Below are 25,903 nucleotides of genomic sequence, written 5' to 3'. Positions count from 1 at the left end.
CAATGAAGAAGAGATGGATTACTCTGACGCTGACGGCGGCCGTCATGGCGGGACTTTGCGGTTGTGCGGGGAACAGCGGCACTTCCGGAGCGGGTGACACGGCCGGAGCGAAAACGGAGGCGGAGACGGCTACCGCGAAAGCAGAGACCGTGGCACAGACAGCCAAAGAGGAGAAGAAGGACGAGATAACGCTGCAGTTCTGGGAGATGAACTACGGAAGCGACGACGCTTACTTAGAGACCTGCGAAAAACTGATTGCACAGTATGAGAGCGAGAATCCAGGCGTGAATATCGAGGTTACGGTACAGCCGTGGGATAATTATTACCAGCTGTTTTTAACCGCAGTCAGCTCTAATGCGGCGCCGGACGTGGCCAGTGTGGCTCTGGATCTTCCGGATATGTACGCCAGAATGGGCGAGGCTCTGGAACTTAATGACGTAGTGGCGGAGTGGAAACAGGATGGAACCATTGATGACTATGGGGAAGCCACAATGAAATCATTTACTTACGACGGAGATCAGATCGCAGTTCCTTATATGGTGGGATACAGAGGAATCTTTTACCGCAGCGATTATTTAAAGGAGTGCGGAATCGAAAAGGTTCCGGAGACCTGGGATGAACTGCTGGCGGCGTGTGAGAAGATCAAAGAGGTTCGCCCGGATCTGACTCCTCTGGATTTCGCGGGAGCCGACATGGGACTGTGGCACTATTTCATGTGCTTCGCCATGAGTAATGACGCCGGAATCGTGAAGGAGGACGGTACGCCGGGAAGTACGGATGACAGATATAAGGCGGCCATCGATCTGTTTAAAACATTCAAGGAAAAAGGCTATGTGGCTGACGGTGTTCTGGGACATAAATCGGCGGATGCGGAGAAACTGTATTACAGCGGCAAGTCCGTGTTCTGGTTTACCAGCTTCCCGGCTTCCATCTTTGACTATCCGGAGATTCTGGAAAATACCGAGGTTTACAGCGCATTTAAGGGACCGGACGGAACCGCGGTCAGAACCTCCAGCTTTAGTGACGCTCTAATGGCATTCTCACAGACAAAGCACCCGGAGGAAGCGAAGAAGTTTGTAAAATGGTGGGCAGAGAACTGCAGCGCTTTATATACCGAAGGCGGATGCTGGGCTTATCCGGCGAAGAAATCCTTCTTCAGCGGTGAGACCTTTAACAACAAGGTTGCCCAGGGCGTGTTAAATAAGATCGTGCCGACCGCAGTACCGTGTACCTGGCCGATCGAGAACATTTTCCCGGGATTCTCTCAGGTAAATGGAGAGCAGACGATGAATTACAGCGCACAGGAGGCGCTTAATGGTAAGGTGGATACCGATGAAATCGCCAGAATTCAGGCAGAAAAGATCCAGGAAGCAATCGACATCGCAACAGAAGAGTAGTGACCAGAGAGGTCCGGCTTTTATAAAAGGCCGGACCTTCATTAAAAAAGGAGGGACTGCTGATGGAGAAAAACCGGAGAAGGTTTGGCCTTAAAATGCTGGTCATGCCGACGATCATTCTGTTGCTGGTCAGCTTTTATCCGCTGTTTAACAGCATTTATTTAAGTGTTACCAATACGAATATTTTAAAGAAAGGACAGACGGTCCGGTTTACGGGCGCTGCCAATTTTATCAAGCTGTTTTCGGACAGGACCATGGGGCCGTCCCTGGTGTATTCCCTGGAATATGCGTTTATCTGTGTGGCCGCCAGCTACGTGCTGGGACTCTTTCTGGCCGTTCTGCTGAATCAGAAGATTAAGGGAAGAGCGCTGTTTCGCGGTCTGATTTTGATTCCATGGGCGATACCGACCGTAGTCGCTACGGCGAACTGGCTGTGGATCTTAAATGACCAGTCGGGAATCGTAAATGTGATTCTGCAGAGACTGCATCTGACGGATGGGCCGATTCTGTTCTTTGCGGATCAGAGGATGGCGCGGATCACATGCATCGTGGTGGGAACGTGGAAATCGTATCCGTTTATGTGTATGTCGCTGCTGGCCGGGCTCCAGGGCGTTCCGGAGGATGTCTACGAATCGGCCAGGATGGACGGGGCCACGGGAATCAAGACATTTTTCTATATTACATTGCCGATGATCCGGAACGTGAGTATGGTGGTCGTGACTCTGATGTTCATCTGGGGCTTTAACAATTTTGATATTATCTATCTTCTGACGCAGGGCGGGCCGCTGGAGGCGACCTTTACGCTTCCGATCTATACATATAATACCGCGTTCTACCGGGGACAGATGGGGTATGCATCCGCCATTTCCATGATGACTCTTGTGATTCTTCTGTTCTTCTGCGCAGTTTACATGAAAATGCAGAAGGGAAAGGATGATGTATGAAAAATAAAAAGGGGATCATCTATGCGCTTCTGATCTTTTTCTGCGCGGCCGCCAATTTACCGGTTCTGTCCATGATTGGAACCGCGCTAAAACCGAGATCCGAGACGCTGTCAACCGTCTCGCTGTTCACGCTGCATCCCACGCTGGATAACTTTATCCATGTGCTTACCAGGACCTCTTTTGCACAGTCTCTCGTCAACACGATCTTCGTGGCGCTGATCGTGACGGCGCTGTGTGTGGCATTTTCTACGATGGCCGGTTTCGGACTGTCACGGTGCCGCGGCGTGCTTTTTGACGGGTATACAATGTTTCTAATTATCCTTCAGATGCTGCCGGCCATGCTGATTATGATTCCGCTGTATGTGACTCTCAGCCGGTTTCATCTGGTGGATACCCATTTCAGCCTTATCCTCATCTATACGGCCATCAATCTGCCGTTCGGTATCTGGACCCTGAAAGGGTTTTTCGATGATATTCCGACGGAGCTGGATGAGGCTGCCATGATCGACGGATGCAGCCGCTTTCAGGCGTATTGGAGGATCATCCTCCCGTTTTCCCTGCCTGGAGTGGCGTCGGTGGGAGTGTTTACTCTGATGAATGTGTGGAATGAGTATACGATCGCCAGTATTTTTATCCAGGATAAGAATCTGCGGACGCTGTCAGTGGGAATCCGGCAGTTTATGATGCAGAATACGACAGACTGGGCTTCCATGAGCGCGGCGGCAACCATCGCGGTTCTTCCGGTGTTCGTCATGATTATATTTGCACAGAAGTATTTGGTGGGCGGATTGACTTCCGGTTCCGTGAAAGGATGAGCAGATGAGAGAAAGTGTACTGATTTTGTGCCGCAATGAACGGGAAACGATCCTCTACGCGGCGGAGGAACTAAAACGTTATTTAAGCCTGGCCGGCGTGTCCGCCTGGACCTCGGTGCAGGAGACGCACAGCCCGTATATGAAGATACTGGAGCTGGCAGTGACACCGGAGGAGTTTTGGGGAAAGGAAGGGCAGTGTCTGGAGCGTTCTCCTCATTCCAGCCAGCGGGATACAGCGGAAAGTTCCTCTCACTCCGTTCGGCGGAATGCAGCGGAGAGTCCCTCTCATTCCGTTCGGCGGAATGCAGCGGAGACTCCCCCTCATTCCGTTCGGCGGAATGTAGACGCCTACGCCATCACAGTAACGGATCTCGGGGGATCCATAAAGGGGTCCAATAACCGCAGCGTGCTGCTGGGGGCCTACCGGTATTTAAAAGAGCTGGGCTTTGCATTTCTGAGGCCGGACCGGGAGGGGGAACGGATTCCGGCATCGGTGGGGCCCCACACGGTAAATATCAGGGAGGAGGCTTCCAGCCGGTACCGCGGAATCTGTATTGAGGGCGCTGTGTCATTTGAAAATATTATGCGCTTTGTGACCTGGCTTCCGAAGGCGGGCTTTAACACGTATTTCACACAATTTAAGATTCCCTATGAGTTTTTCAAGACGTGGTACCTCCATACAAATAATCCGTATTACGAGAAGGAACCGGTTCCCTCGGAAGAAGAGGTGGACGCATTTGTGAAAGAAATTCTCGTGCCCCATATAAAGAAGCTGGGGCTGATCTGGCAGGCGGGAGGCCACGGCTTTACGACGGGAGCGGCGGGGCTGCCCGGTACGGGATGGGATCCTATGGCGGAGGAGAAGGTGCCGGAGGAGCGCAGGGAGTATCTGGCGATGATAGACGGGAAGAGGGGACTGTTTCATGGCGTTCCCCTGAACACCAGCCTATGCTGCTCCAACCCGCTGGTGAGAGAATTGCTGGTTCGGGAGATCCTTCATTACATTCACGGGAATCCTCAGCTGGACATGGTCCATGTGTGGCTTGCCGATGACGGAAACAACAGCTGTGAATGCGGGGCGTGCGCAGCGAAACGGCCTTCTGACTGGTATATTGAGATTTTAAATCAGGTGGATGAGGCACTTTCAAAGGAAGGCAGTCCGGTTAAGGTGGTATTTCTGGCGTACTTTGATCTGTTGTGGCCGCCTGTCAGCGCGAAGCTTCTAAATCCGGAGCGATTTGTGTTCATGTTTGCGCCGATTACCCGATCCTACCGGGCACCGCTTCCGGTGGAAGAGACGCCGCTGATTCCGCCTTATAAACGGAATCAGTGCAGATTTCCGGTAAATGCGGGGGAAAATATGCATTACTGCAGTGCATGGAAACAGTTTTTTCCGGGGGACAGCTTTCTATATGATTATCACTATATGTGGAATCAGTTCCGGGACTGGGGAGATTACGGATCGGCGGAAATCCTATGGGAGGACCTGGTGAACCTGGAAGAGGCGGGCTTTGAAGGGTATGTGAGCTGTCAGCAGACCAGGGTATTTGCGCCTACGGGCTTTGGAATGTATGTGATGGCTGAAACGCTATGGAACAGGAGCTGTACCTTTGAAATGCTGGCGCGGAAGTATTTCCGCATGATTTACGGTGATCAGGCCGAGGCGGTGTTTTCCTACTGTAAGGAGCTCTCTGCACTGTCGTATATGGAGCAGCCGGAGAACGATAATCCGGGAGTGTGCGCGGAGGCTGTGGAAAAGCTGAAAGCGGCGGCCGATTTAATCAGAACTTACCGGCCTCTTTTTGAGAAGAATTTTGGGGATGAGAAGATACAGGACCGGCTGGCCTGGAAATATCTGTTATATTCCGGCAGAGCTGCCGAAATGTACATAAGTATGCTAAAATACAGGAGACTGGGAGCAGAGGATCGGGTTTCGGAGGAATACCGGAAGCTGAAAGAGTATCTGTGCAGGACGGAGGAAGAATGGCAGGAAGGCTTTGACGTCTACTGGTTTGTGAAGGACAGAGACAAAAAGTTCCTGGCCTCTGATACGTAAGAAAAGGGAGGGATCGTGCTTGGGGGATAGGAGAAAGCGAATCCCCGCGCTTCTCAGAAGAATTGGCTTGAAGAGAAGGCTGTTTATCGGTTTTGTGATCGTTTCACTTCTGCCGATGGCGGTGCTGGGGGTCATCATGGGCGTCAGGCTTTACCATACGATTATGGACAATTACGAGGAACAGTCCATACAGGCGCTGGGGACGATCCAGTACCGGATCGGAATCGTGACCGGAGCCAAGGAGGAGAGAATCAATGCGTTTGCCTCTGACGCTGATGTGGTCAAAAGTGTGCGCAAGCTGAATATGGATATCAGCCTTCTCGACCGGACTGCTCTGACAAGAGATCTGCAGGGCAGGCTGCTGGCTGAATTAAGCCAGATTAAGGGCGGTGTGCGCGCGGAAATCCTGGACCGGAACGGGGAGTACGTTACAGGGATTTTCGACGACCGCTATACGGCGCTCTCCGGCGAGGCGAGAGCCAGGGCGAAGGAGAGTCCGGACCGGCTGCATCTGTGGCACGGAACGGAGCAGGAGGGGGAAGAGATTATCGTTTTCTCCAGGCAGATTATTAATTATTTCAATGGAAGGACCACGGGATGGGTGCTTCTCTATGTGGGGACGGATGAGCTGAAGGAAGAGATGAAGACGGTGCAGACCGATGCGGTTATCGCCGTTTACGATGAGGAGGGCGGTCTGATCTGTTCCGGAGCGGGAAATGGGAGTATTGCCGATATTGCGGATGGAGATTTAAATGAGGCCGGATTCCGGGTATCGGGCTACCGGGATTCCGAGGATATGTGGAAGGCGGACTGGAAGCTGGAATCGGGCCGGTATCAGGTGCTTTTTCAGAATATGGCCGGTACCGGATGGGAGATTGCCATTTTTAAGGATTACCATGAACTGGTCCGGTCATTTGCCGGAATCGGGATTCTGGCTGCCGTTATCTGTCTGGTGAGCATGGGCATCATTATCTATCTGTCGCTTTTGATCACCAGGACCGTGGCGGAACCGGTACAGAACATCGCCGAGAGCATGAAGATCTTCAGCCAGGGAAACTTAAGCGTCAGGGTGACGGATGACGCGGCGGATGAGATCGGGATGCTGGGAAATGAATTTAATTCCATGAGCAATAACATCGAGCGTCTGACTCACGAGGTATATGAGGCCCGCATCAAGGAGAAGGAGGCGGGCCTAAGAGCCCTCGAGGCGCAGATCAATCCCCATTTCCTGTACAATACCCTCGATATGATTAACTGGATGTCATACCGCTCATCCAATCAGGATATCTGTAAGATTGTGAAGTCACTTTCCGACTTTTTTAAGCTGAGCTTAAACCATGGGAAGGAGCTTTACACAGTGGGGGACGAGGTTCGCCATATACAGAGCTATGTCACCATTGAACAGTATAAGAAGGCGGAAATTGATTTTGAGATTCATGTGGACGAGGAATTGAAGCCGTGCGTCTGCCCGAAGCTGATCGTACAGCCGCTGGTGGAAAACGCCATCCTTCACGGGATCGAGCCGAAACGGGGGCCGGGAACGATCATCATTTCCTTTGTCCGCCGGGAAAATGACATCGTGATCACGGTGAAAGACGATGGCGTGGGGCTGTGCGTGAAGCAGAGAGAAGGCGCCCGCTATCATCACGGCGGATATGGGCTGCAGAATATTAATGAACGGCTCGCCATGCTATACGGAAAGAAGTACTATGTGACAGTGAAAGAGAGAAAGGGAGGCGGCGTGATTTCCAGTGTCGTCATTCCCCTGATCGGATTGGAAGGTTTGGACGATGTATCTGATGATTGTAGAGGATGAAAAATTTATCCGTGACGGTATTCTGTATCTCTTATCCGAGGTACCGGGCATTACGGAAATCGACACGGCCTGCGACGGGGAGGATGCCTGGAGTATGATAACGGATTCAAGGCGGTTTCCCGATATCGTTCTGACGGATATCCGTATGCCTGGCATGGATGGGCTGGAGCTGAGCGATAAGATCCGGGAGCATTCCTCCGCCTCCAAAATCATTTTTATCAGTGGATATGAGGATTTTGCCTATGCGAAAAAGGCCATTTCCCTTGGGGCCAGCGGGTATGTGACGAAGCCGGTCGCCCAGGATGAGCTGCTGGAGCTGATTAACCGCGTGATGATACAGATCAGAAAGGAAGAGCAGTTTGACAGGCAGCAGGAGATATCGTGTTTTCATGAGAAACAGTCGGATGCGCTGCTGGGAGATATCTTAAGCCAGATAAGAGATAACCCGGGCGGCGTGTCCTTAAAGGCGCTGTCGGAGAGCTGGGGCGTGTCCCCGTCCTATATCAGCATTCTCTTCAAGGATAAGACCGGCCATAACTTTAAGGATTATCTGCTGGACTGCAGAATGAAGCGGGCGAAGGAGCTTTTGGCGGCGGGAAGCCAGGCTGCTGAGATCTGCGAGAACTTAGGATACAGCGATTACGATTATTTCAGCAAAAGCTATAAGAAGTATTATGGCGAGTCGCCGGCGGAATACCGGAAAAGGATTCATTTATAGGCTGCGTTTTCCGTGCCTCTGCGAAGATAACCGCAGGGGCATTTAAACTTGCAACAGACAGACATGTTGTGCTATAATGGGGAAAGCTTAATACATTGGAGGTATTACAACATGAAAAAGATTATTTTGACGGGGGACCGGCCAACGGGTAAACTTCATATAGGCCATTATGTGGGCTCCTTAAAACGCAGGGTGGAGCTGCAGAATTCCGGTGAGTTTGATGAGATATTTATCATGATCGCCGACGCGCAGGCTTTGACTGATAATGCGGACAACCCGGAGAAGGTGCGTCAGAATATTATTGAGGTGGCTCTGGATTATCTGTCCTGCGGCCTTGACCCTGCAAAATCGACTCTGTTTATACAGTCACAGATTCCGGAACTGACGGAGCTGTCCTTTTATTATATGAATCTGGTTACCGTTGCCAGGCTTCAGAGAAACCCGACTGTGAAGTCGGAGATCGCCATGAGGAATTTTGAAGCCAGCATCCCGGTAGGCTTTTTTACGTATCCCATCAGCCAGGCGGCGGATATCACGGCATTTAAAGCGACTACCGTGCCGGTAGGCGAGGACCAGGAGCCGATGATCGAACAGACGAGAGAGATCGTCAGAAAGTTTAACTCTGTCTATGGGGACGCTCTGGTGGAGCCGGAGATTCTGCTTCCTGACAACCAGGCCTGCTTAAGACTTCCGGGAACCGACGGAAAGGCGAAGATGAGCAAGTCTCTGGGCAACTGCATCTATTTATCCGATACCGAGGCCGATGTGAAGAAGAAGGTCATGAGCATGTATACCGATCCGAACCACATTCAGGTTTCCGATCCGGGACAGATCGAGGGCAATACGGTCTTTACGTATCTGGATGCTTTCTGTAAGGCAGATGCGTTTGAGAAGTATCTTCCGGATTACAAGAACCTGGATGAGCTGAAGGATCACTACAAACGCGGCGGACTGGGCGACGTGAAGGTGAAGAAGTTCTTAAACAGCGTTCTTCAGGAGGAGCTGACCCCGATCCGTGCCAGAAGAAAAGAGTACGAGGCCAACATTCCTTTTGTCTATCAGATATTAAAGGAAGGCAGCGAGAAGGCGGAGCGCGTGGCGGCGGATACGCTGGCCGGCGTGAAAAGGGCCATGAAGATCAACTATTTTGATGATATGGAACTGATTGCCGCACAGGCGGAGAAGTATAAGAATCAGGAGTCATAATGTGGGAAGAAGTTCAACCGTTTTATAAAATGCGGCAGCGTTTTTATAAGGCGGTTGAATTATTTTAGGAAAGAAAGGAAGTAAAACAATGAAAAATGTGATATCGCTTCGTGAGGTAGTGGACTGTGATGCGTTTTTGAAGGAGAAGTGCTTAAATTTCAGGATTCATCTGCGGGATGCGTGCGGAAAACAGTCCTGTTGGATTGAGCCTTTGAGTGAGTGTGGATGTGACGGACAGTACGAGGAGCTGTACGCGGCTTTGGAGGAATTCTTTGGAAAACTGCGTTACAAGCTGGAGTACAGCGACGATAAGCTGAGTTTCTGGCTTTTCAATGAATAGGAGCAGCAGGCCATGAAATCGCGTTATAAGGGAATTGTGTTTATCGTATGCTCGGCGTTCTGCTTCGCGCTGATGAATCTGTTTGTCAGGCTGTCGGGAGATCTGCCGTCCATTCAGAAAAGTTTTTTCCGGAATCTGGTGGCATTTTTCTTTGCACTCATTCTGATGAAACGGGATCACGTGGGCTTTTCCGGTAAGAAGGAGAATCTGTGGCAGCTGATTCTGCGTTCCACGTTCGGTACCATCGGAATTCTCTGTAATTTTTATGCGGTGGATCATCTGGTGCTGGCAGACGCCTCCATGCTTAACAAGATGTCGCCGTTTTTTGCGATTCTGTTCAGCTTTCTGATTTTAAAGGAAAAGGTAAAGCCGGCTCAGGCAGTCATCGTGGCGGGCGCATTTGCCGGAAGCCTCTTTATCATCAAGCCGTCTCCTCTCAACATGGAGCTTGTACCGGCTCTGATCGGGCTGCTGGGAGGCATGAGTGCGGGAGCCGCCTATACCTTTGTGCGGTCGCTGGGGATCCGTGGGGAGAAGGGGCCGTTTATCGTCTGTTTCTTCTCCGGATTCTCCTGTCTGGTGACGCTTCCCTACCTTCTGGTGCGGTTCCATGGGATGACGTGGGCACAGCTGGGATTTCTGCTGCTGGCAGGCCTTGCGGCGGCGGGCGGCCAGTTTGCGATTACCGCGGCGTACTGTCATGCCCCGGCCAGGGAGATCTCGGTCTACGATTATTCCCAGATTATCTTTTCCGCCGTACTGGGCTTTGTTATATTCGGCCAGGTACCGGACCGGTTCAGCGTGTTGGGGTATGTGATGATCTGCGTGATGGCGGTGGTGATGTTTCTTTATAACAACAGACGGACGCAGGCGCACACCTGACGCAGATATCAAGCTTCCGCATTGCCATAGCTTTATTCGGCACTGCGAATGAGGGGAGCGTACACGGCAAAGATTCAGGATGAGGTAAACCGGATTTTCCCCAATCTCTTCCACCGCGTTTTCAACGTCACTCTTCAGGCTGTCCAGGTAATCTGCTTTAGGGACAACTCCAAAGAGCGTATCCGCCGTTTCTCCGTAAAGGGTGATGCCAGCCTTCCTGATTATGGTGAAATGAATATCCTTTATCCCTATGTGTTCGCGCTGCAGAATGGGACGGAATTGGATTATGGAGCTGTTCAGGCAAGGCAATTCGATGCGAAGTGTCCGGATGGCGGAAGAGTGTGCGTTCATGGAGAGGTAGTGGAGTAAGGCGGTATAGGAAGCTCATCATTGATTTTACAATAGAAAATATATCCAAATTTCAGCATAATAAAACGATAATAATAATCAATACTGATTATTGACTTTTCCAATTCCTGGATGCTATAATGTTTTTGTAAGTTAGATGCAACTAACTTATAATTTCCCTATAAATGAACCATATTACTTATGGATAAATTGGCAGAAAGGAGACATAAAAATTATGTCATTAATTGGAAAAGAAATCGGAGAGTTTAAAGTACAGAGTTTTGTAAATAATGAATTTAAAGAGGTAACGAAGGAGGATGTGCTGGGAAAATGGGCTGTATTTTTCTTCTATCCTGCGGATTTTACCTTTGTGTGCCCGACGGAGCTTGAGGATCTGGCGGACAAGTATGAGGACTTCAAGAAGATCGGATGCGAGATTTACAGCGTCTCCTGCGATACTCATTTCGTGCATAAGGCATGGCATGACGTTTCGAAGACCATTAAGAAGATTCAGTATCCGATGCTGGCGGATCCGACCGGCACACTGGCCCGTGACTTCGATGTGATGATCGAAGAGAATGGCCTGGCGGAGCGCGGTTCCTTTATTATCAATCCGGAAGGCAAAATCGTGGCCTATGAAGTGATCGCCGGAAATGTGGGCAGAAATGCCGATGAGCTCTTCCGCAGAGTGCAGGCTTCCCAGTTTGTGGCGGAGCATGGCGACGAGGTTTGCCCGGCTAAATGGAAACCGGGTGCTGAGACGTTAAAGCCAAGCCTGAACCTGGTTGGGCTTCTGTAATATGACTGGGCAGTATGACGTCATCGTCGTGGGAGCGGGGCCGGCCGGATTATCGGCCGCCCTCTACGCGGCGAGGGCAAAATACCGGGTCCTCGTCCTGGAAAAGGAGAAAATGGGAGGACAGATTACCATTACATCGGAGATCGTCAATTATCCCGGCGTGGAGAAGACGAACGGCACCGAGCTGACGGAACAGATGAGAAGACAGGCGGAAGCCTTTGGCGCAGAATTTGCCATGGCGGAGGTTAAGGGGATCGATCTGGCCGGGGAGATCAAGACGGTGAAGACTGACAAGGGAGAGTACCAGGCTCCCGGCATCGTTCTGGCGGTGGGAGCCAATCCCAGAAAGCTGGGTTTTGCGGGCGAACGGGAATATCAGGGGCGCGGCGTTGCCTACTGTGCTACCTGTGACGGCGAATTTTTTACGGGAATGGATGTCTTCGTCATCGGCGGAGGATTTGCGGCGGCGGAAGAGGCCGTATTCCTGACGAAGTACGCAAGAAAGGTTACGATCATCGTCCGTGAGGAAGATTTCACCTGTGCGAAGGCCGTAGCGGACAAGGCGAAAAATCATGAGAAGATCGAGGTACACTACGAAACGGAGATTTTAGAGGCGGCCGGAGACGGACTGCTTCGTCGCGTTCGTTTTAAGGACAACGCATCCGGGAAGGAGTGGAGTTACGAAGCACCGGAAGGAACCTCCTTCGGGATTTTTGTATTTGCCGGATACGTCCCGGATACGAAATGGCTGAAGGGTCTGGTGGAGCTGGATGGACAGGGCTATATCATCACCGACCGGGACCAGAAGACGAGTGTGGATGGCGTCTACGCGGCCGGGGATGTCTGCGTAAAGAATTTGCGTCAGGTGGTGACCGCTGTCTCGGATGGAGCCGTGGCCGCGACTTCCCTGGAACGGTACGTTTCGGAGATATACGAAAAAACGGAGCTGGCCGGATGGAAAGCGGATATAGAAGAAAAGCGGACAAAGAATGTGGAACATGCCTCGGTTTCTGGCTTAAACGATGGTGTATTGATTACCAGGGAGATGAAATCCCAGCTTGCGGACTTATTTTCCGGGCTTCAGAATAGAATAGTCGTTGAGGGTGTCCTCGACGGCAGTCCCATGGCGGATGAAATGGAGCAGTTTCTTGAAGAACTCGGCGATATTTCGGATATGGTGGAATGCAGATCCCGCCGTGAATCGGATAAGGGCAAAGAGGATGAAGAGTATCCGGTGCTCCGCATCATAAAGGAGAACGGAGATGAGACCGGGATTCGCTTCTATGCGGTTCCGGGCGGCCATGAGTTCAATTCCTTTGTTCTCGCAATCTATAACGCGGCCGGGCCGGGGCAGCCGATTACGGACGAAGAGAGAACCCGGATCGGGAAGCTGAAGGGACCGGTGAATATAAAGATTGCGGTTTCCCTGTCCTGTACCATGTGTCCGGCTACGGTTATGGCGGCGGGCAGAATCGCCGCGGAACATGGTGGTGTGGAGGCGTGGGCCTACGATCTGGCCCATTATCCGGAGATGAAAGAAAAGTATCAGATTATGAGTGTGCCGTGTACGATCATCAATGACAGGAAGGTGGTATTCGGCAGAAAAACAGTGGATGATCTGCTGACGGTTCTGGAGGAATCCTAAAAGGAACGGGCAGATGAAAGGAGAATGAATATGGACTATCTGGAAATAGAAAAGGTTATCGGACGGGAAATCATTGACTCAAGGGGAAATCCTACCGTGGAGGCAGAGGTATGGCTCGCTGACGGAACCATCGGAAGAGGCGCGGCGCCGAGCGGTGCGTCTACCGGTGAATTTGAGGCTCTGGAGCTGAGAGATAAAGATAAGAAACGTTTTGGCGGAAAAGGCGTGAGGAAGGCTGTGGAAAATATTAATACGGTCATATCCGGTGTCCTGACAGGCATGGATGCGTCGGATATTTACGCGGTCGATCACGCCATGATCCAGGCGGACGGAACGAAGGACAAATCAAAGCTGGGCGCCAACAGCATTCTGGCGGTCTCCATCGCCTGCGCGCGGGCCGGGTCCATATCCATGGGAATCCCGTTATACCGTTTTCTGGGCGGAATCTCAGGAAACAGGCTTCCTGTGCCGATGATGAATATCTTAAACGGCGGCGCTCATGCGGCGAATACCGTTGATGTACAGGAATTCATGATTATGCCGGTCGGCGCTCCCACATTCCGTGAGGGACTCCGCTGGTGTACCGAGGTATTCCACTGTCTGGCGTCTATTTTAAAAGAGAAAGGCCTGGCTACCTCTGTCGGTGACGAGGGTGGTTTCGCTCCGGACTTAGGAAGTGACGAGGAAGCCATCGAGCTGATCTTAGAGGCGGTAAAACGCGCCGGGTATGAACCGGGACACGATTTCGTTCTGGCTATGGATGCGGCTTCTAGTGAGTGGAAGAGCGGAAAAAAGGGCGAATACCTGCTTCCGAAATGCAAGAAGCATTTTACTTCGGAGGAACTGATCGGACACTGGAAACAGCTCTGTGAGAAGTACCCGATCTGGTCCATCGAGGACGCTCTCGACGAGGAGGACTGGGAAGGCTGGAAGAAGCTGACGGCCTCTCTGGGCAGCAAAGTACAGCTGGTCGGCGACGACCTTTTCGTAACCAATACAGAGAGACTGAAGAAGGGAATCGATTCCGGATGCGGCAATTCCATTCTGATCAAGTTAAATCAGATCGGCTCCGTGTCGGAGACGTTAGAGGCCATCAAGATGGCTCATAAGGCTGGATATACGGCGATCGCTTCCCATCGTTCGGGTGAGACGGAGGACACGACCATTGCAGACCTTGCGGTGGCTCTTAATACGTGCCAGATTAAGACAGGCGCGCCCAGCAGAAGTGAGCGTGTGGCAAAGTATAACCAGCTTCTCAGAATTGAGGAAGAGCTGGGCGAGACGGCTGTTTACCCTGGAAGAAATGCATTCTGCATCAAACGGTAAAATGCGGTCAGTAAATTAGAAAATAAAGAGAACGGCTGACAGAAGACATCTCCTGATTCCGATAAGACGGAATGGAAGAGGCGGCTTCTGCCTGCCGTTCTTTTTATGGATCGTCCTGATGAATGCGGCTGAGTGAAGGCTGCATCTGCATTTCAATGTGACATTTGCCGCAGACTATGGTAAAATGAAAGGAAAATTGGTTGAAATACAGAAGTTGGAGGCACTATGGTCTGGATTTATCGCGCTTTTTTTGAACCGGGGACAGGGGGCAATAAGAGGGAGACTGAGCATGAGCAGGGACTTTTGCTCCTGCGGAGAGCCTTAAGGGAACAGTATGGGATTGATTGTGGTGATAGCCGGAAACCGGATCTGATGGAGGGAGCGCACGGAAAGCCATACTTAAGGGAGTATCCGCAGATTCAGTTCAATATCAGCCACTGTATGGGACTGGCCGTGCTTGCCGTCGGGGATTGCTCCGTGGGAATCGACGTGGAATATGTGCGGCCGTACCGGGAGCCGCTTTTAAAGAGAGTGCTTTCTGAGGCGGAGCTCCGACAGATGGAGGCAGTGGGAGAAGCCGGGCGGGAGGAGCTGTTCTTCCGGTTCTGGACTCTGAAGGAAAGCTACGTGAAGGCTGTGGGATGCGGTATTACTGTGCCTCTGCAGGACATTTCCTTTCAACTTGGTGATGACGGGGGAATTACATGTGAAAAGACCGGATGGAAGTTCCGTCAGTGGATTCTGGCAGGGGGGTATGTGTTATCGGCCTGTGTATCGGGGGCTGGGGAAATTCGTCTGGCAGAACAGGAGGAACGGCCTTGAACGGTGAGAAAAAGGACTTGCGTTACAGCAGAACGGACAGGCTCCTGCAGGAGGCATTTTTAGAGCTTTTGAAGGTCAAATCCGTCGATCGGATTACGATCAGGGATTTGACGGAACGGGCGGGGATCAACCGCTGTACGTTCTACCACCATTACCAGGATGTCTATGATCTGCTGGAACAGATCGAGGATGGGGTCATGGAGCACGTGCTGGAAATGATGCGGGGCTTCCATCCGAACCGGGAAGAGGATGTCAGCCGCCGTTATTTTGAGTGTTTCTGTCAGTATATCTATGAAAACCGGACCGTATACTGCGTGCTGACCAATGGTCAGGAGAGCCGGTTCATCAAAAAGCTCCTGAAAATGATCTCGGAATACATGGCGGGATTATCCGGGAAGGAGAATGACGGTGACAAGCTGAGCCGTGAGTATGCGGTTGCCTATTCCATCGGAGGTGTGGTGGGCGTCCTGCATAAGTGGATGAAAGAGGATTTTGAAAGCCCTCCCGAGGTGGTGGCCGGATTTATCAGCAGCGTATTTCTAAATGGGATGAAGGGTATTCTGTGAGAATAGTAGAAGTCAGGAAAGAAGAGGTTTCGGGAATGATACTCCCGAAACCTCTTCTTTCAAGTATCTGCATTCACTCATACGCTGCAGAAGCGTTTGTCTTTTGTGACACGGCGTAATGTTCGATATAGTGCAGTGCATCTCCTACCGTTGTAATCTCAAGTAAATCACTGATGTCCATCTCAATCTGAAAGTGCTCTTCGATGTCTCCGATCATCGCTATAAAATCCAGAGAGTCAAATTCTAAGTCTTCAACGAAGCGGGAATCTCTGGTGATGGATTCCGGGCTGACATCCACATACTGGGTGACGAGTTCCTTTAACTGCTTATACATATTCATTCCTCCCTGATCCGCCGCCGGAAACTGTCCGATGGTTTGAATTTGAGTCCAAGTTTAAGCAGATTTCCTTCAAATATCAAGCAACAGATTGGAAAAACTGTTGCTTAAACAACAGTTTTTGGAAAGTGTTGCATATTGTCTCCCCAGAAAATGATCCTGACGTAGAATAAAGAGTCCGGTTCCCCTGTGTTTCATTCCTATTGACTGAGTACCTCTGCGTTGATGCCCATAATTCTCAGATGTCCGTCTTCCGCTAAGGAAAAGAAGAGACCGGGTGATCCGGATTCGCTGCCTACGAAGATGCCTGCCTGTGACGGTGTCAGACGATCGGGATCGGCACCGGCGACCGCCTGAAGCATGGCGTCTGTAAAAATGTCGTCCTTCTGGGCCTTCAGACCGGCGGCATCCATGACATCCAGCCCCTCCGTGTTGGCTTCTGTCGTCACGTAAACGGGATAGGCGCAGAGCCGGGTCAGCGCTTCGATATCGCGCTCTGAGAAAATATGCTGAATCTGTTTGGCAAAGCCTTTATAGTCCGATTCTTCCAGGGACGCGGCCTGGCTGCCGGGGACTTCGGTATTTGCGTCTGCTTGGCGGGGGCTGTCGGAGTCTATGCTGTCGGAGTCATCGCTGCTGGAACTGCCGCTGCCAGAGCTGCCGCCGCCGGAGCTGCCGCTGTCGGACTCTCCGGACCTCTCCTCGGACTGATTCTCCGCAGACATGCGCTGAGTCATCAGCTGTATCTTTTCGGCGGAAGCACTGCCGTTTCCGGCCTTCTTCACTTCCGACTCCCTTAGATCGATCGTCACCTCATCTCCGGCCAGCAGATCTCCCAGTTTTATCTCCGTCAGTTCTTCTGTGTCGACGCCGTAATAGTATAACTGGGCGTGGGAGCAGTCGATAAAGCAGCGTTCCCCGAACAGGGAATCGCCGCTTGCGCCGCCATTATCCGCATCCTTCACGTAAAGTCCGTTCCGGCCTTCATCGGTTTCCAGAACAATGGCATTATTGCCGAGATAGAGCGGGTCTTCTTTAGGCTGGCAGCCCGTCAGGCACAGCAGGGCCGCGGCGGCCGCAGCGGCAGTCAGTAAACGGATATTTATCATGGGGCAGATTCTCCTTTGTAATGACAGGTTTGATCAGTTTATCTGATCCGTTACCTTCATTTTAAGGTCTGTCCATACCGATGTCAACCGAAGGTTTTCGGGAGGACTGTTTTAATGGGAACCGGCTCTCTGAGATCATGAGTCCGGCCAGCGTCAGCACGATTCCGCATATGGACTGCCAGGTGATGACCTCGTGCAGGAAGATTAAGGAAGTGACCACCGTAATCACCGGAACCGCGTAAATGTAGACGCTTGTCTTTACGGAGCCCAGTGCCCGTACCGCGAAGTTCCAGGTGACAAAGCAGAGCGCGGAAGCGCCGAATCCCAGGAAGAGAATATTGAGCGCGTTCTGCATCAGCATGAAACGGGCCGGAGCGATCCGGAAAGGCAGGAAGAACAGCGCCGGGACCATGAAGAGGAGGCCGTAGAAAAAGGTTCTGCGGGTGCTCTCGATGGTTCCGTACCCATAGCTTCCGATCTTTTTCGTGAGTATGGAGTAGGCCGCCCAGGTGATGGCCGCCGCCAGGGCCAGGAAATCTCCTTTGGGGCTCAGCTGTACGCCGGTATCCTTTTGGAAGCTTAAGAGGGAGATTCCAAGCATGGCCGCCGCGAAGCCGGTTAAGAAACGGCGCCCGGGCTTTTCTCCCTTCATGAACAGCCAGTCGAAGAGGCTGGTGAAGAACGGGGCCACGGAGATGATAATGCTTACGTTGGCTGCCTGGGTCAGGGTCAGCGCGAAATTTTCCATGAGGAAATAGAGGGTGACGCCGCAGAGGCCGGCCGCTGCGAAGAGCAGCTCCACTTTTCTGTCTCCGGTATGGAGGAGGCGGGGGGCTGCGATCCACAGCGCTGCGTATCCGATAAAAAAACGGAAAAACAGGATTTCCAGCGGTGTAAAGGATACGAGCAGAACCTTGGTTGAGATAAAGGTGGTTCCCCAGATGAAGATGGTGACGGCGGCCGCAAGATGGCCCGTCATGTTAGACTTTTCTGACATTTGTTTATTCCTCCGTGCCGGCGGTGGTGTCCCTGCCGGATTCTGTAAATATTTTCTGATACTGCTTCGGAGTCAGCCCTGTGAAATCCTTAAAAAAACGGGTGAAATGACTCTGGTCGGTGAAACCGGCCCTGGCGGCCGCGTCGATGGGAGGTACCGCCTGCTCTAACAGCTTCTTCGCCTCTTCTAAGCGGATGGACTGGAGATAGCGGTACGGGGATACTCCCGTCTGCTTTGTAAAGGTATGGAGCAGCCACGATTTGCTCAGATGAATCTGTTCGGTCAGCTCTTCCAGCGTGATATTTTCGGAATAGTGTTCCTTTAGATATTCACACGTATCGGCGATGGCGCTGTCCAAAAAGACTCCGTTATGCTCTTCGTAAGGAGCGCTGTGCTCCTTAAGGATCTGCTCCAGCAGGAAAAAGAATGCTTCCTCTTTTTCAAAGGGGGACGCGTCGGTTACAATGGCATTGTAGACGTCGGCCAGCGATGTGGTGATATCGCTGTGATAGACTACATTTACGGTGAATTGTGGGACAAATTCTTTTCCCGTGATGTCGGCGGCCGCTTTTTTCATGACAGGCACGGGTATGTTTAACGCCCTGTAGTCCAGCAGCTCTCCGTTCATGGGAGAACAGAAGTGGTTGTCTTTGGGATTAAAGAGAATTAAATCCCCCCTCGACAGATCGTACTCGGATCCGCGGCACCACAGATGGCGGCAGCCGCCTTCTATAAAGCCGATGACGTAGCATTCGTGAAAATGATTGGGGAATTTCTGTACGATACCGCTTAGCTGGTATGCCTCGATACCGAGACAGCTGTCATAGAATATATGGCGTTGTTCCTGAGATGTTGTCATGCGTGCTCCTTTCAAACTTTTTTGATTTTATCACAATAAAGTAAAAAAGTCTTGTATGATGTTGCAAATCGAGGAGCCAAAATTCCTTAACTTTACAGGTTTACTTATGAAATCCTGAAAAACTGGAAAGAATTCTTAGAAAGACAGTGACAAAAGATTGAAAATTTGAGAGTAAACGGTAATATGGAGGAACTGCACATGAAGACAATGACAGATAATTTTATGATTTCTTTTTTACAGCGATTTGACGAGCACCCGTTTGATGTGAAGCTCCATGGGAAAACCCATCATATCGGAAATGGAAATCCGACCTTTGTGGTGGATTTAAAAGAGGATATCGAGGGGAAAGAGCTTTTGACGAGCACTTCCCTGGCGCTGGGCGAGGCTTATATGAAGGGAAATTTAGAGGTGGAGGGGGATTTGTTCGAGGCTCTGGACTCATTTTTGGGACAGATGGACCGATTTTCCACAGACCGGTCCAAATTAAAGAAGCTGATGTTTACATCCCAGTCAAAGAAGAATCAGGAGAAGGAAGTCACCTCCCATTATGACATCGGCAATGATTTTTACAGCCTGTGGCTGGATGAGACCATGAGCTATTCCTGCGGTTACTTTAAACATGAGAGCGACACCTTATACGAGGCGCAGTGCAATAAAGTGGAGCGTATCCTGGAAAAACTCTGTTTAAAGAAGGACATGACCCTGCTCGATATCGGATGCGGCTGGGGGTATCTGCTGATCCGGGCTGCGAAGGAGTACGGTGTAAAGGGGCTTGGAATCACCTTAAGCCACGAACAGCAGAAGGAATTCGAAGAGCGGATCGAAAAAGAGGGATTGACGGGACAGATTGAAGTAGCGCGGATGGATTACCGCGAGCTTGAGAAGAGCGGCAGACAGTTCGACCGGGTGGTCAGCGTCGGGATGCTGGAGCACGTGGGGCGGGCTAATTACGAGCTGTTCGTAAAAAATGTGGATTCCGTGTTAAAGCCGGGCGGGCTCCTTCTGCTTCATTATATCAGCGCGCTCAAAGAGTATCCGGGGGACCCGTGGATCAAGAAATATATCTTTCCGGGCGGCATGGTGCCGAGCCTTCGGGAAATAATCCATTTATTCGGTGACTACCGGTTCTACACCCTGGATGTGGAAAGCTTAAGACGCCACTACTATAAGACCCTGCGCTGCTGGGAACAAAACTTCAGCGGCCACAGGCAGGAGGTGGAGGAGAAGATGGGGACTGAGTTCGCGAGAATGTGGGAACTCTATTTAAGCTCCTGTGCCGCGACCTTCCACAACGGTATCATTGACCTTCATCAGATCCTTGTCTCCAAGGGTGTAAACAACGAGTTGCCCATGACGAGATGGTATTAACTGGAAATGAGGAATTCTCTCAAAAAAGTGGTTGCATTTTTAGTTGGCATATGCTAATATATATGCAGTTAGCAAACACTAACTACATGTGAATATTCTATACTGTGAGCACTTAGTGAGGTTTTTCACGAACTTAGTGCGAGCCATACCTGAGTACTTAACGAGGTTTTTCACGAGTTTAGTACGAACGTATACATTAACCCTCTGGGTTTTCCTTCATTGACCCGTGAAGGAATCATGACTCCTATGAGAACCGCCCCTGTTACCGCATGACAGAGGCGGTTTTTCATTTCGCGGGAAAGTTTGTACTATGAAACAAAAAGCCCTCACCAATGCTGTTAATAATATGGATTCCGCATATAAAAAGTTCTTTAAAGAACATACAGGATTGGATTTTGAGAGTGGGAAGGTCAAACTGCCTAAACTAAAGGAAGTAAAAGCAAAACTGCACAGGAGATTTGGGGGGGCAGATAAAATCAGCGACAGTTTCCCAGGTGCCGAGAGGCAAATAATATATTAGCGGAAGGGTTACGGCAAATAGCGTAAAACAAACAAAAATAGGGCAGGAACTGCCCGAATTAACGCTTGTGGAGATCGTAAGCTGCGAGAGTGCTGTGTGCCAGTGGCAAACATTTAGCACGGACCAAAACGGAGTGTAGATTGATGAGGCAAGAAGTCCATTAGCTTTAGACAATGGATAGTTCACTCTTGTGTATTGATATGCAGAAGAAATAATGATAAAATAGTGAATCAGTATGAGAAAGCAGGAATTGATTGCAGATATTCAGAAAGGAATGGCCAGAAAGGATAGAACCAGAAAGGATGGAATACAGATGAAAAAGGTACTGATGATGATTCAGGAATCGTGCCCTTACTGCCGGCAGGCATTGCGCATGATGGATGAACTGAAAGCGGAGCGACCGGAGTTTAAGGCAGTCGAGGTGAAAATTGTGGATGAGAACAGGGAGAAGGCGTTTGCAGATTCCCTGGACTACTGGTATGTACCGACGTATTTCGTGGATGGAGTAAAGATGCATGAGGGTGTGCCGACCGTGGACAAAGTGCGGAAGGTTTATGAGAGGGCGCTTGACCTGTGAGAGGAGGCCGGGAAGCGGGGAAATTTGCTGCTGACTGAGCGATCGTATGGTATGATTCCCGTGGACATCGAGTGACTGGATAGAAAGGTACATAATTGTGACGTTATATGAGTAAAGGGAAGAAAAACTGGCTGATGATCCTGATTTACGCGGGACTCATTGCTATGTGCCTCGGCATCGTCTGGTTTGTGGGAAAGATCTCCTCGCCGACAAAACCGGGCAGAGAAAGCAGCAGCGAGACGACGATGGTGCAGACCGAAGAATCGCAGGAAGAGGAACGTGAAGAGGAGGAGAGCGAGAGCGCGGAGGCGACGCCATCGGAGGCGGAGAAACAGGAAGAAAGCAGGCATCAGGAGGAAAACGGGAGATGGTACGGCGGCCGTACAGAGACGGACCGGCCGGAGATGGAGGAAGAATTGCCGGTGGAAGAGTATCGGCCGCCTTCCATAGTAACGGTCTCTGATATCCATTATTTCGCCCCATCCATGACCGATTACGGCGAGGCGTTCGACGAGATGGTGAAGCGGGACGATGGAAAGCTGGTTCCTTATATTTCCCAGCTGATGGATGTGTTTACGGAAGAGATGACGGAGACCCAGCCCGATGCCGTGATTCTGAGCGGTGATTTAACATTGAACGGTGAGAAGGGGGCTCATGAGGCGCTTGCGGAAAAGCTGAAAGTGCTTGCGGACCAGGGCGTGCGGGTCCTCGTGATTCCGGGAAATCACGATATCAATAATCCCAACGCTGCCTCCTATTTCGGAGCGGTGAGGGAGGTGGCGGAATCGGTCAGCGCGGAGGAATTCCTGGACATTTACCATGAATTCGGATACGACCAGGCGATCAGCAGAGATGGGACCTCCTTAAGCTATATCTGTGAACTTGACGAGAAAAACTGGCTGATGATGCTGGATTCCGCCCAGTATGAGCCGGTGAACCTGGTAGGAGGAAGAATACGGAGCACCACCGTCAAATGGATGGAGGAGCAGTTGGAAGCGGCGAAGGAACTGGGGATCTCAGTAATTCCCATTGCCCATCACAACCTGCTGAAGGAGAGTATTCTGTATCCTGTGGACTGCACCCTGGAAAACAGCGATGAGGTTATAAAACTGCTGGAACGATACCGTGTGCCGGTCTTTATCAGCGGACACCTGCATCTGCAGCGGACCAAGAAATACAAGCCTGAGCCGGGGGAACCGGAGGATGCCTACCATATCAGTGAGATCGTGGCAGATTCCTTTGCCATTCCGCCCTGCCAGTACGGAATCCTGTCATGGGGAGACGGCGGGCAGCTTCGCTATACGACGAAGGAAGCGGATGTGGAGCGTTACGCGGCGGCTCACGGCCTGACCGATGAAAACCTGCTGAATTTTAAGGAGTACGGAAACGATTTCCTGGTGGGTGTGATAAGCCAGCAGATCTATAAGAAGATGAGCAGTCTGCCGGAGGAGCTTATGCGTAAGATGGCGGAGCTGTACGGCCAGCTGAACCGTGATTACTGCGCCGGGACGCCCATCGACGTGAAAGAGATAAAATCAGATGAGGCATTCCGCTTATGGGAGCGTAACCTTCCGGACAGCCGGATGTTCGAGGAGATCGACGATATCCTGCGCGATACCAGGAAGGACCACAATACGTGGGATTTCCCGGGAGAGTGGTAAAAACTTCCTTTACAAATTATTTCATATCGTGCTATAATGATGAAATAAAATTACATGCGTGACAGGAACGGAGGAAGAGGAACCATGCAGGATCATATCAACGTTTCAGGAGTCCTGTGTTCTTCTTACGATACCTTTTTTGAGGCGGAAAAGAAGATTGCAGATTATATACTGGAGCACAAAAGTGAAATCATCGATATGACTGTCGCGGAGCTGGCTTTGGCAAGTGGAACCAGCGACGCGACGGTATCGCGTTTTTGCAGGCGCTGCGGATTTAACGGTTTTCATCATTTAAAGATTACTCTGGCGAAGGAGGTGGCGGAGGAACGCGGGAAATCCGTGGAGGTATCCAACGATATCAGCCGCGATAATATTGCGCAGTCCCTCCAGAATATCCTGGCCAACAAGGCGGCGGAGCTGACACAGACGGTGTCCATGATGGACCCGGTTCAACTGGGAAAGATTCTGGAATTGATTGAACATGCCCGCACGGTGCAGCTGGTGGCTGTGGGGAATACGATTCCGGTTGCCTTAGACGGCGCCTTCAAGTTCAATCAGCTGGGCATTCAGGCGGTATCAGGTACGATCTGGGAGACACAGATGGCGTTTACCTGCAATATGGGGCCGGAAGATGTGGTGATCATCATATCCAACTCCGGTTTTTCCAAACGGCTGATGACGCTCACCGCGGTGGCGAAGGAGAATCACTGCAAGATGATTGCGATCACCAACAACGCCGCCTCGCCGCTGGGGCAGGCCAGCGATTACCACATCACAACGGCGACCAGGGAGAAGCTGCTTTTGGGTGAGTTCTGCTTCTCACGGGTATCGGCCACTATGGTGGTCGAGATTCTCTATCTGTTCCTGGCTGTGAGCAAGAAGGATTCATACGACCATATCCGACGCCATGAGATCGCGATTTCCGAGGACAAGAATAACTGATCCGGCGGAAGCTGCGGGGAAGAGTATAGGAAAATGAATATGGAAATAAAAGAGTTTTACAGCTTGGAGGATAAAGCGTACTGGTTAAGCCAGATCAGGAAAAGCGACTGGCGGGCAGGACAATATCTGCATGATTTGTTGAGTGAAGATCGGTTAAAGGAGTTGTGCGGGGAGACGACGAGAGTATTTCTTTTGACGGATAACCGGCAGCTGGTATCATTCTGTACGCTGGCGGAGGTGGACGATGTGAGAAACACGGACCTTAGTCCATGGATCGGTTTCGTATATACGTTTCCTCAATACAGAGGGCACCGGTATATGGGAATTCTGCTGGAGTATGCATGTGAAGCAGCAAAAAATGATGGAGTGGGTCAGATTTATATTTCTACCGGCGAAACGGGATTATACGAAAAATATGGATATACCTTCTATCAGCTGATGAAGGACGAGAATGAAGAGGATTCCAGGGTATATAAAAGAGAGACTAAGTGAGAATTTCTCTTTCCAGCAAGCATTAAAAACAGGAGTGAGTGTCAGGGAGTATACGGTGAACATGCCGTACCGGACATTGGTTCCTGTTTTTTTGTGTGGCTCTCTTTACTTGCCTTCCCTGTAATTAAGGAAAATAGTTTTCGTGGAAGGAAAATATTATTTTTATGAAAGGAAAATATCGTTCTCATGAAAGGAAAATATCGTCCTCATAAAATGAAACAAACGATGATGCATGAAATCAGCAATTATTGGAAAAATACATAGTAAAAAAGTACAAAAAACATGCGGGGAAACAGGGAAAATGGACTGGGGATTTATGGAAATTGACGAAACTCTACAAGAAATAATATTTCTTGAAAAAATGTATTGACGAAAATGATAAATCATAATATAGTATAGCAGAGGGAAGAAATAAAATTTTATAATAACGAGGAGAGGTGACATATGATTTACACGGTGACATTTAATCCGGCTTTGGATTATGTAGTAAAAGTAAATCACTTCACGCTGGGAATGGTCAACAGAACCGTGCAGGAAGACATTTATTATGGGGGCAAGGGCATTAATGTATCGGCGGTACTGAAGACACTGGGCTTTGGGAGTACCGCGCTCGGGTTTGTGGCCGGATTTACGGGAGACGAGATTGAACGGGGAGTGAAAAATCTGGGATTCCAGTCCGATTTTATCCGGGTGGAGAACGGTATGTCCAGAATCAACGTAAAGCTTAGATCGGAAGAGGAATCGGAGATCAACGGCACTGGTCCGGAGATTACCGGAGCGGATGTGGAAAAGCTTTTTGAAAAGCTTGAGAAGCTTAAGGCAGACGATGTCTTAGTCCTGTCGGGAAGCATCCCGCATTCCATCGACGACGGAATCTATGAACGGATCATGGGGCGGTTAGACGGAAGGGGCATCCGCATCGTGGTGGATGCGACGAAGGATTTGCTGATGAATGTCCTTCCCTATCATCCATTTATGATTAAACCGAATAACCATGAGCTGGGAGAGATGTTCGGTACGGTGCCAAAGGATGAGGAGGAAATCGTATATTACGCCAGACAGCTGCAGGAAAAGGGCGCGGTGAATGTGCTGGTCTCCATGGCGGGGGATGGAGCCGTCTTAATTGCTGAAAACGGAGCGGTATTTTCCATGGGAGTGCCAAAGGGAACGGTGAAGAATTCTGTGGGCGCCGGGGATTCCATGGTTGCGGGATTCATCGCCGGATATCTGGAAAATGGAAATTACGAGCACGCTTTAAGGCTTGGAAGTGCCTGCGGAAGCGCCAGCGCATTTTCCGAGGGGCTGGCCTGTAAGGAAGATATTATGAAACTTTATGAGGAATTACGATAGGAGGGGTTCTG

The 25,903-nt window shown here is 50.7% G+C and carries 26 protein-coding genes; 22 read left to right on the top strand and 4 right to left on the bottom strand.

What is annotated here, in order from left to right:
- The first annotated feature begins 2 nt into the window (after window positions 1-2).
- The 15 genes from M1L66_RS20740 to M1L66_RS20670 all read left to right on the top strand — a co-directional run bounded on the left by M1L66_RS20740 (window position 3) and on the right by M1L66_RS20670 (window position 15,680).
- Window positions 3-1,397, top strand: coding sequence for an ABC transporter substrate-binding protein (locus M1L66_RS20740; RefSeq protein WP_434694292.1), 1,395 nt, complete (start codon window positions 3-5; stop codon window positions 1,395-1,397).
- A gap of 62 nt (window positions 1,398-1,459) precedes the next feature.
- Entirely contained in the window at window positions 1,460-2,341 is an 882-nt protein-coding gene (locus M1L66_RS20735; RefSeq protein ID WP_002603413.1) for a carbohydrate ABC transporter permease, read from the top strand.
- A complete protein-coding gene (locus M1L66_RS20730) occupies window positions 2,338-3,156 on the top strand; it encodes a carbohydrate ABC transporter permease (RefSeq protein ID WP_434687940.1) in 819 nt (272 codons plus the stop codon). The genes M1L66_RS20735 and M1L66_RS20730 overlap by 4 nt, the downstream gene beginning before the upstream one ends.
- Window positions 3,157-3,160: 4 nt before the next feature.
- On the top strand, window positions 3,161-5,212 hold the full coding sequence (locus M1L66_RS20725) for a DUF4838 domain-containing protein (RefSeq protein ID WP_434687938.1): 2,052 nt from the start codon (window positions 3,161-3,163) through the stop codon (window positions 5,210-5,212).
- A gap of 19 nt (window positions 5,213-5,231) precedes the next feature.
- Window positions 5,232-7,028 (top strand): sensor histidine kinase, encoded by a 1,797-nt coding sequence (locus M1L66_RS20720; protein WP_434687936.1) that lies wholly within the window; start codon window positions 5,232-5,234, stop codon window positions 7,026-7,028.
- Window positions 7,003-7,746, top strand: coding sequence for a response regulator transcription factor (locus tag M1L66_RS20715; protein ID WP_187019073.1), 744 nt, complete (start codon window positions 7,003-7,005; stop codon window positions 7,744-7,746). Before M1L66_RS20720 ends, M1L66_RS20715 begins: the two co-directional genes overlap by 26 nt.
- Before the next feature lie 111 nt (window positions 7,747-7,857).
- On the top strand, window positions 7,858-8,952 hold the full coding sequence (trpS, locus tag M1L66_RS20710; protein ID WP_187019075.1) for a tryptophan--tRNA ligase: 1,095 nt from the start codon (window positions 7,858-7,860) through the stop codon (window positions 8,950-8,952).
- 88 nt (window positions 8,953-9,040) lie between these two features.
- Window positions 9,041-9,292: an RDAC family protein gene (locus M1L66_RS20705; RefSeq protein WP_434687934.1), complete on the top strand. Its 252-nt coding sequence runs from the start codon at window positions 9,041-9,043 to the stop codon at window positions 9,290-9,292.
- A 12-nt stretch (window positions 9,293-9,304) separates the two neighbouring features.
- A complete protein-coding gene (locus tag M1L66_RS20700) occupies window positions 9,305-10,174 on the top strand; it encodes a DMT family transporter (RefSeq protein WP_434687932.1) in 870 nt (289 codons plus the stop codon).
- 150 nt (window positions 10,175-10,324) lie between these two features.
- Window positions 10,325-10,543: a hypothetical protein gene (locus tag M1L66_RS20695; protein WP_432764172.1), complete on the top strand. Its 219-nt coding sequence runs from the start codon at window positions 10,325-10,327 to the stop codon at window positions 10,541-10,543.
- A gap of 214 nt (window positions 10,544-10,757) precedes the next feature.
- Window positions 10,758-11,321 (top strand): alkyl hydroperoxide reductase subunit C, encoded by a 564-nt coding sequence (gene ahpC / locus M1L66_RS20690; RefSeq protein WP_320929967.1) that lies wholly within the window; start codon window positions 10,758-10,760, stop codon window positions 11,319-11,321.
- A gap of 1 nt (window position 11,322) precedes the next feature.
- A complete protein-coding gene (locus tag M1L66_RS20685; RefSeq protein ID WP_434687930.1) occupies window positions 11,323-12,966 on the top strand; it encodes an FAD-dependent oxidoreductase in 1,644 nt (547 codons plus the stop codon).
- A gap of 30 nt (window positions 12,967-12,996) precedes the next feature.
- Window positions 12,997-14,292, top strand: a complete 1,296-nt coding sequence (gene eno, locus M1L66_RS20680) for a phosphopyruvate hydratase (RefSeq protein ID WP_434687928.1) — start codon at window positions 12,997-12,999, stop codon at window positions 14,290-14,292.
- A 225-nt stretch (window positions 14,293-14,517) separates the two neighbouring features.
- Entirely contained in the window at window positions 14,518-15,114 is a 597-nt protein-coding gene (locus M1L66_RS20675; RefSeq protein WP_434687926.1) for a 4'-phosphopantetheinyl transferase family protein, read from the top strand.
- Window positions 15,111-15,680 carry a TetR/AcrR family transcriptional regulator gene (locus M1L66_RS20670; protein ID WP_187019085.1) on the top strand — a complete coding sequence of 190 codons (570 nt, stop codon included), beginning with the start codon at window positions 15,111-15,113 and terminating at the stop codon, window positions 15,678-15,680. The genes M1L66_RS20675 and M1L66_RS20670 overlap by 4 nt, the downstream gene beginning before the upstream one ends.
- A gap of 73 nt (window positions 15,681-15,753) precedes the next feature.
- On the opposite strand, the gene M1L66_RS20665 is transcribed toward M1L66_RS20670, so the two are convergent.
- The 4 genes from M1L66_RS20665 to M1L66_RS20650 all read right to left on the bottom strand — a co-directional run bounded on the left by M1L66_RS20665 (window position 15,754) and on the right by M1L66_RS20650 (window position 18,982).
- Window positions 15,754-16,014 (bottom strand): acyl carrier protein, encoded by a 261-nt coding sequence (locus M1L66_RS20665; protein ID WP_187019087.1) that lies wholly within the window; start codon window positions 16,012-16,014, stop codon window positions 15,754-15,756.
- A gap of 203 nt (window positions 16,015-16,217) precedes the next feature.
- Window positions 16,218-17,126, bottom strand: a complete 909-nt coding sequence (locus M1L66_RS20660) for a hypothetical protein (protein ID WP_434687923.1) — start codon at window positions 17,124-17,126, stop codon at window positions 16,218-16,220.
- Between the two features lie 61 nt (window positions 17,127-17,187).
- Window positions 17,188-18,123, bottom strand: a complete 936-nt coding sequence (locus M1L66_RS20655) for a DMT family transporter (RefSeq protein ID WP_434687921.1) — start codon at window positions 18,121-18,123, stop codon at window positions 17,188-17,190.
- Window positions 18,124-18,127: 4 nt separating this feature from the next.
- Complete coding sequence (locus M1L66_RS20650; RefSeq protein ID WP_002603429.1) at window positions 18,128-18,982, bottom strand: AraC family transcriptional regulator; 855 nt, start codon at window positions 18,980-18,982, stop codon at window positions 18,128-18,130.
- A 198-nt stretch (window positions 18,983-19,180) separates the two neighbouring features.
- On the opposite strand from M1L66_RS20650, the gene M1L66_RS20645 reads away from it, so the two are divergent.
- The 7 genes from M1L66_RS20645 to pfkB all read left to right on the top strand — a co-directional run bounded on the left by M1L66_RS20645 (window position 19,181) and on the right by pfkB (window position 25,892).
- Window positions 19,181-20,350 (top strand): SAM-dependent methyltransferase, encoded by a 1,170-nt coding sequence (locus M1L66_RS20645; protein WP_187019093.1) that lies wholly within the window; start codon window positions 19,181-19,183, stop codon window positions 20,348-20,350.
- Window positions 20,351-20,660: 310 nt separating this feature from the next.
- A complete protein-coding gene (locus M1L66_RS20640; RefSeq protein WP_434687918.1) occupies window positions 20,661-20,870 on the top strand; it encodes a hypothetical protein in 210 nt (69 codons plus the stop codon).
- Window positions 20,871-21,183: 313 nt separating this feature from the next.
- A complete protein-coding gene (locus M1L66_RS20635; protein WP_187019620.1) occupies window positions 21,184-21,447 on the top strand; it encodes a thioredoxin family protein in 264 nt (87 codons plus the stop codon).
- 107 nt (window positions 21,448-21,554) lie between these two features.
- Window positions 21,555-23,108, top strand: coding sequence for a metallophosphoesterase (locus M1L66_RS20630; protein WP_434687916.1), 1,554 nt, complete (start codon window positions 21,555-21,557; stop codon window positions 23,106-23,108).
- Between the two features lie 84 nt (window positions 23,109-23,192).
- Window positions 23,193-24,050 carry a MurR/RpiR family transcriptional regulator gene (locus tag M1L66_RS20625; protein WP_025530610.1) on the top strand — a complete coding sequence of 286 codons (858 nt, stop codon included), beginning with the start codon at window positions 23,193-23,195 and terminating at the stop codon, window positions 24,048-24,050.
- Between the two features lie 39 nt (window positions 24,051-24,089).
- Window positions 24,090-24,542 carry a GNAT family N-acetyltransferase gene (locus tag M1L66_RS20620; protein ID WP_434687914.1) on the top strand — a complete coding sequence of 151 codons (453 nt, stop codon included), beginning with the start codon at window positions 24,090-24,092 and terminating at the stop codon, window positions 24,540-24,542.
- A gap of 444 nt (window positions 24,543-24,986) precedes the next feature.
- Window positions 24,987-25,892 carry a 1-phosphofructokinase gene (gene pfkB / locus M1L66_RS20615; RefSeq protein WP_434687912.1) on the top strand — a complete coding sequence of 302 codons (906 nt, stop codon included), beginning with the start codon at window positions 24,987-24,989 and terminating at the stop codon, window positions 25,890-25,892.
- The last annotated feature ends 11 nt before the right edge of the window (window positions 25,893-25,903 follow it).

Source organism: Hungatella sp. SB206 (assembly GCF_051132295.1).
GTDB classification, from domain to species: Bacteria; Bacillota; Clostridia; order Lachnospirales; family Lachnospiraceae; genus Hungatella; species Hungatella effluvii.
This window is presented reverse-complemented; position numbering and strand designations above follow the sequence as displayed.

Coding starts and splice junctions, on each gene's coding strand:
- M1L66_RS20705 (WP_434687934.1), top strand. CDS start 9,041: ATGAAAAATGTGATATCGCTTCGTGAGGTAGTGGACTGTGATGCGTTT.
- eno (WP_434687928.1), top strand. CDS start 12,997: ATGGACTATCTGGAAATAGAAAAGGTTATCGGACGGGAAATCATTGAC.
- M1L66_RS20655 (WP_434687921.1), bottom strand. CDS start 18,123: ATGTCAGAAAAGTCTAACATGACGGGCCATCTTGCGGCCGCCGTCACC.
- trpS (WP_187019075.1), top strand. CDS start 7,858: ATGAAAAAGATTATTTTGACGGGGGACCGGCCAACGGGTAAACTTCAT.
- M1L66_RS20735 (WP_002603413.1), top strand. CDS start 1,460: ATGGAGAAAAACCGGAGAAGGTTTGGCCTTAAAATGCTGGTCATGCCG.
- M1L66_RS20715 (WP_187019073.1), top strand. CDS start 7,003: ATGTATCTGATGATTGTAGAGGATGAAAAATTTATCCGTGACGGTATT.
- pfkB (WP_434687912.1), top strand. CDS start 24,987: ATGATTTACACGGTGACATTTAATCCGGCTTTGGATTATGTAGTAAAA.
- M1L66_RS20620 (WP_434687914.1), top strand. CDS start 24,090: ATGGAAATAAAAGAGTTTTACAGCTTGGAGGATAAAGCGTACTGGTTA.
- M1L66_RS20630 (WP_434687916.1), top strand. CDS start 21,555: ATGAGTAAAGGGAAGAAAAACTGGCTGATGATCCTGATTTACGCGGGA.
- M1L66_RS20725 (WP_434687938.1), top strand. CDS start 3,161: ATGAGAGAAAGTGTACTGATTTTGTGCCGCAATGAACGGGAAACGATC.
- M1L66_RS20640 (WP_434687918.1), top strand. CDS start 20,661: ATGAAACAAAAAGCCCTCACCAATGCTGTTAATAATATGGATTCCGCA.
- M1L66_RS20740 (WP_434694292.1), top strand. CDS start 3: ATGAAGAAGAGATGGATTACTCTGACGCTGACGGCGGCCGTCATGGCG.
- ahpC (WP_320929967.1), top strand. CDS start 10,758: ATGTCATTAATTGGAAAAGAAATCGGAGAGTTTAAAGTACAGAGTTTT.
- M1L66_RS20650 (WP_002603429.1), bottom strand. CDS start 18,982: ATGACAACATCTCAGGAACAACGCCATATATTCTATGACAGCTGTCTC.
- M1L66_RS20660 (WP_434687923.1), bottom strand. CDS start 17,126: ATGATAAATATCCGTTTACTGACTGCCGCTGCGGCCGCCGCGGCCCTG.
- M1L66_RS20635 (WP_187019620.1), top strand. CDS start 21,184: ATGAAAAAGGTACTGATGATGATTCAGGAATCGTGCCCTTACTGCCGG.
- M1L66_RS20675 (WP_434687926.1), top strand. CDS start 14,518: ATGGTCTGGATTTATCGCGCTTTTTTTGAACCGGGGACAGGGGGCAAT.
- M1L66_RS20665 (WP_187019087.1), bottom strand. CDS start 16,014: ATGTATAAGCAGTTAAAGGAACTCGTCACCCAGTATGTGGATGTCAGC.
- M1L66_RS20625 (WP_025530610.1), top strand. CDS start 23,193: ATGCAGGATCATATCAACGTTTCAGGAGTCCTGTGTTCTTCTTACGAT.
- M1L66_RS20685 (WP_434687930.1), top strand. CDS start 11,323: ATGACTGGGCAGTATGACGTCATCGTCGTGGGAGCGGGGCCGGCCGGA.
- M1L66_RS20645 (WP_187019093.1), top strand. CDS start 19,181: ATGAAGACAATGACAGATAATTTTATGATTTCTTTTTTACAGCGATTT.
- M1L66_RS20730 (WP_434687940.1), top strand. CDS start 2,338: ATGAAAAATAAAAAGGGGATCATCTATGCGCTTCTGATCTTTTTCTGC.
- M1L66_RS20700 (WP_434687932.1), top strand. CDS start 9,305: ATGAAATCGCGTTATAAGGGAATTGTGTTTATCGTATGCTCGGCGTTC.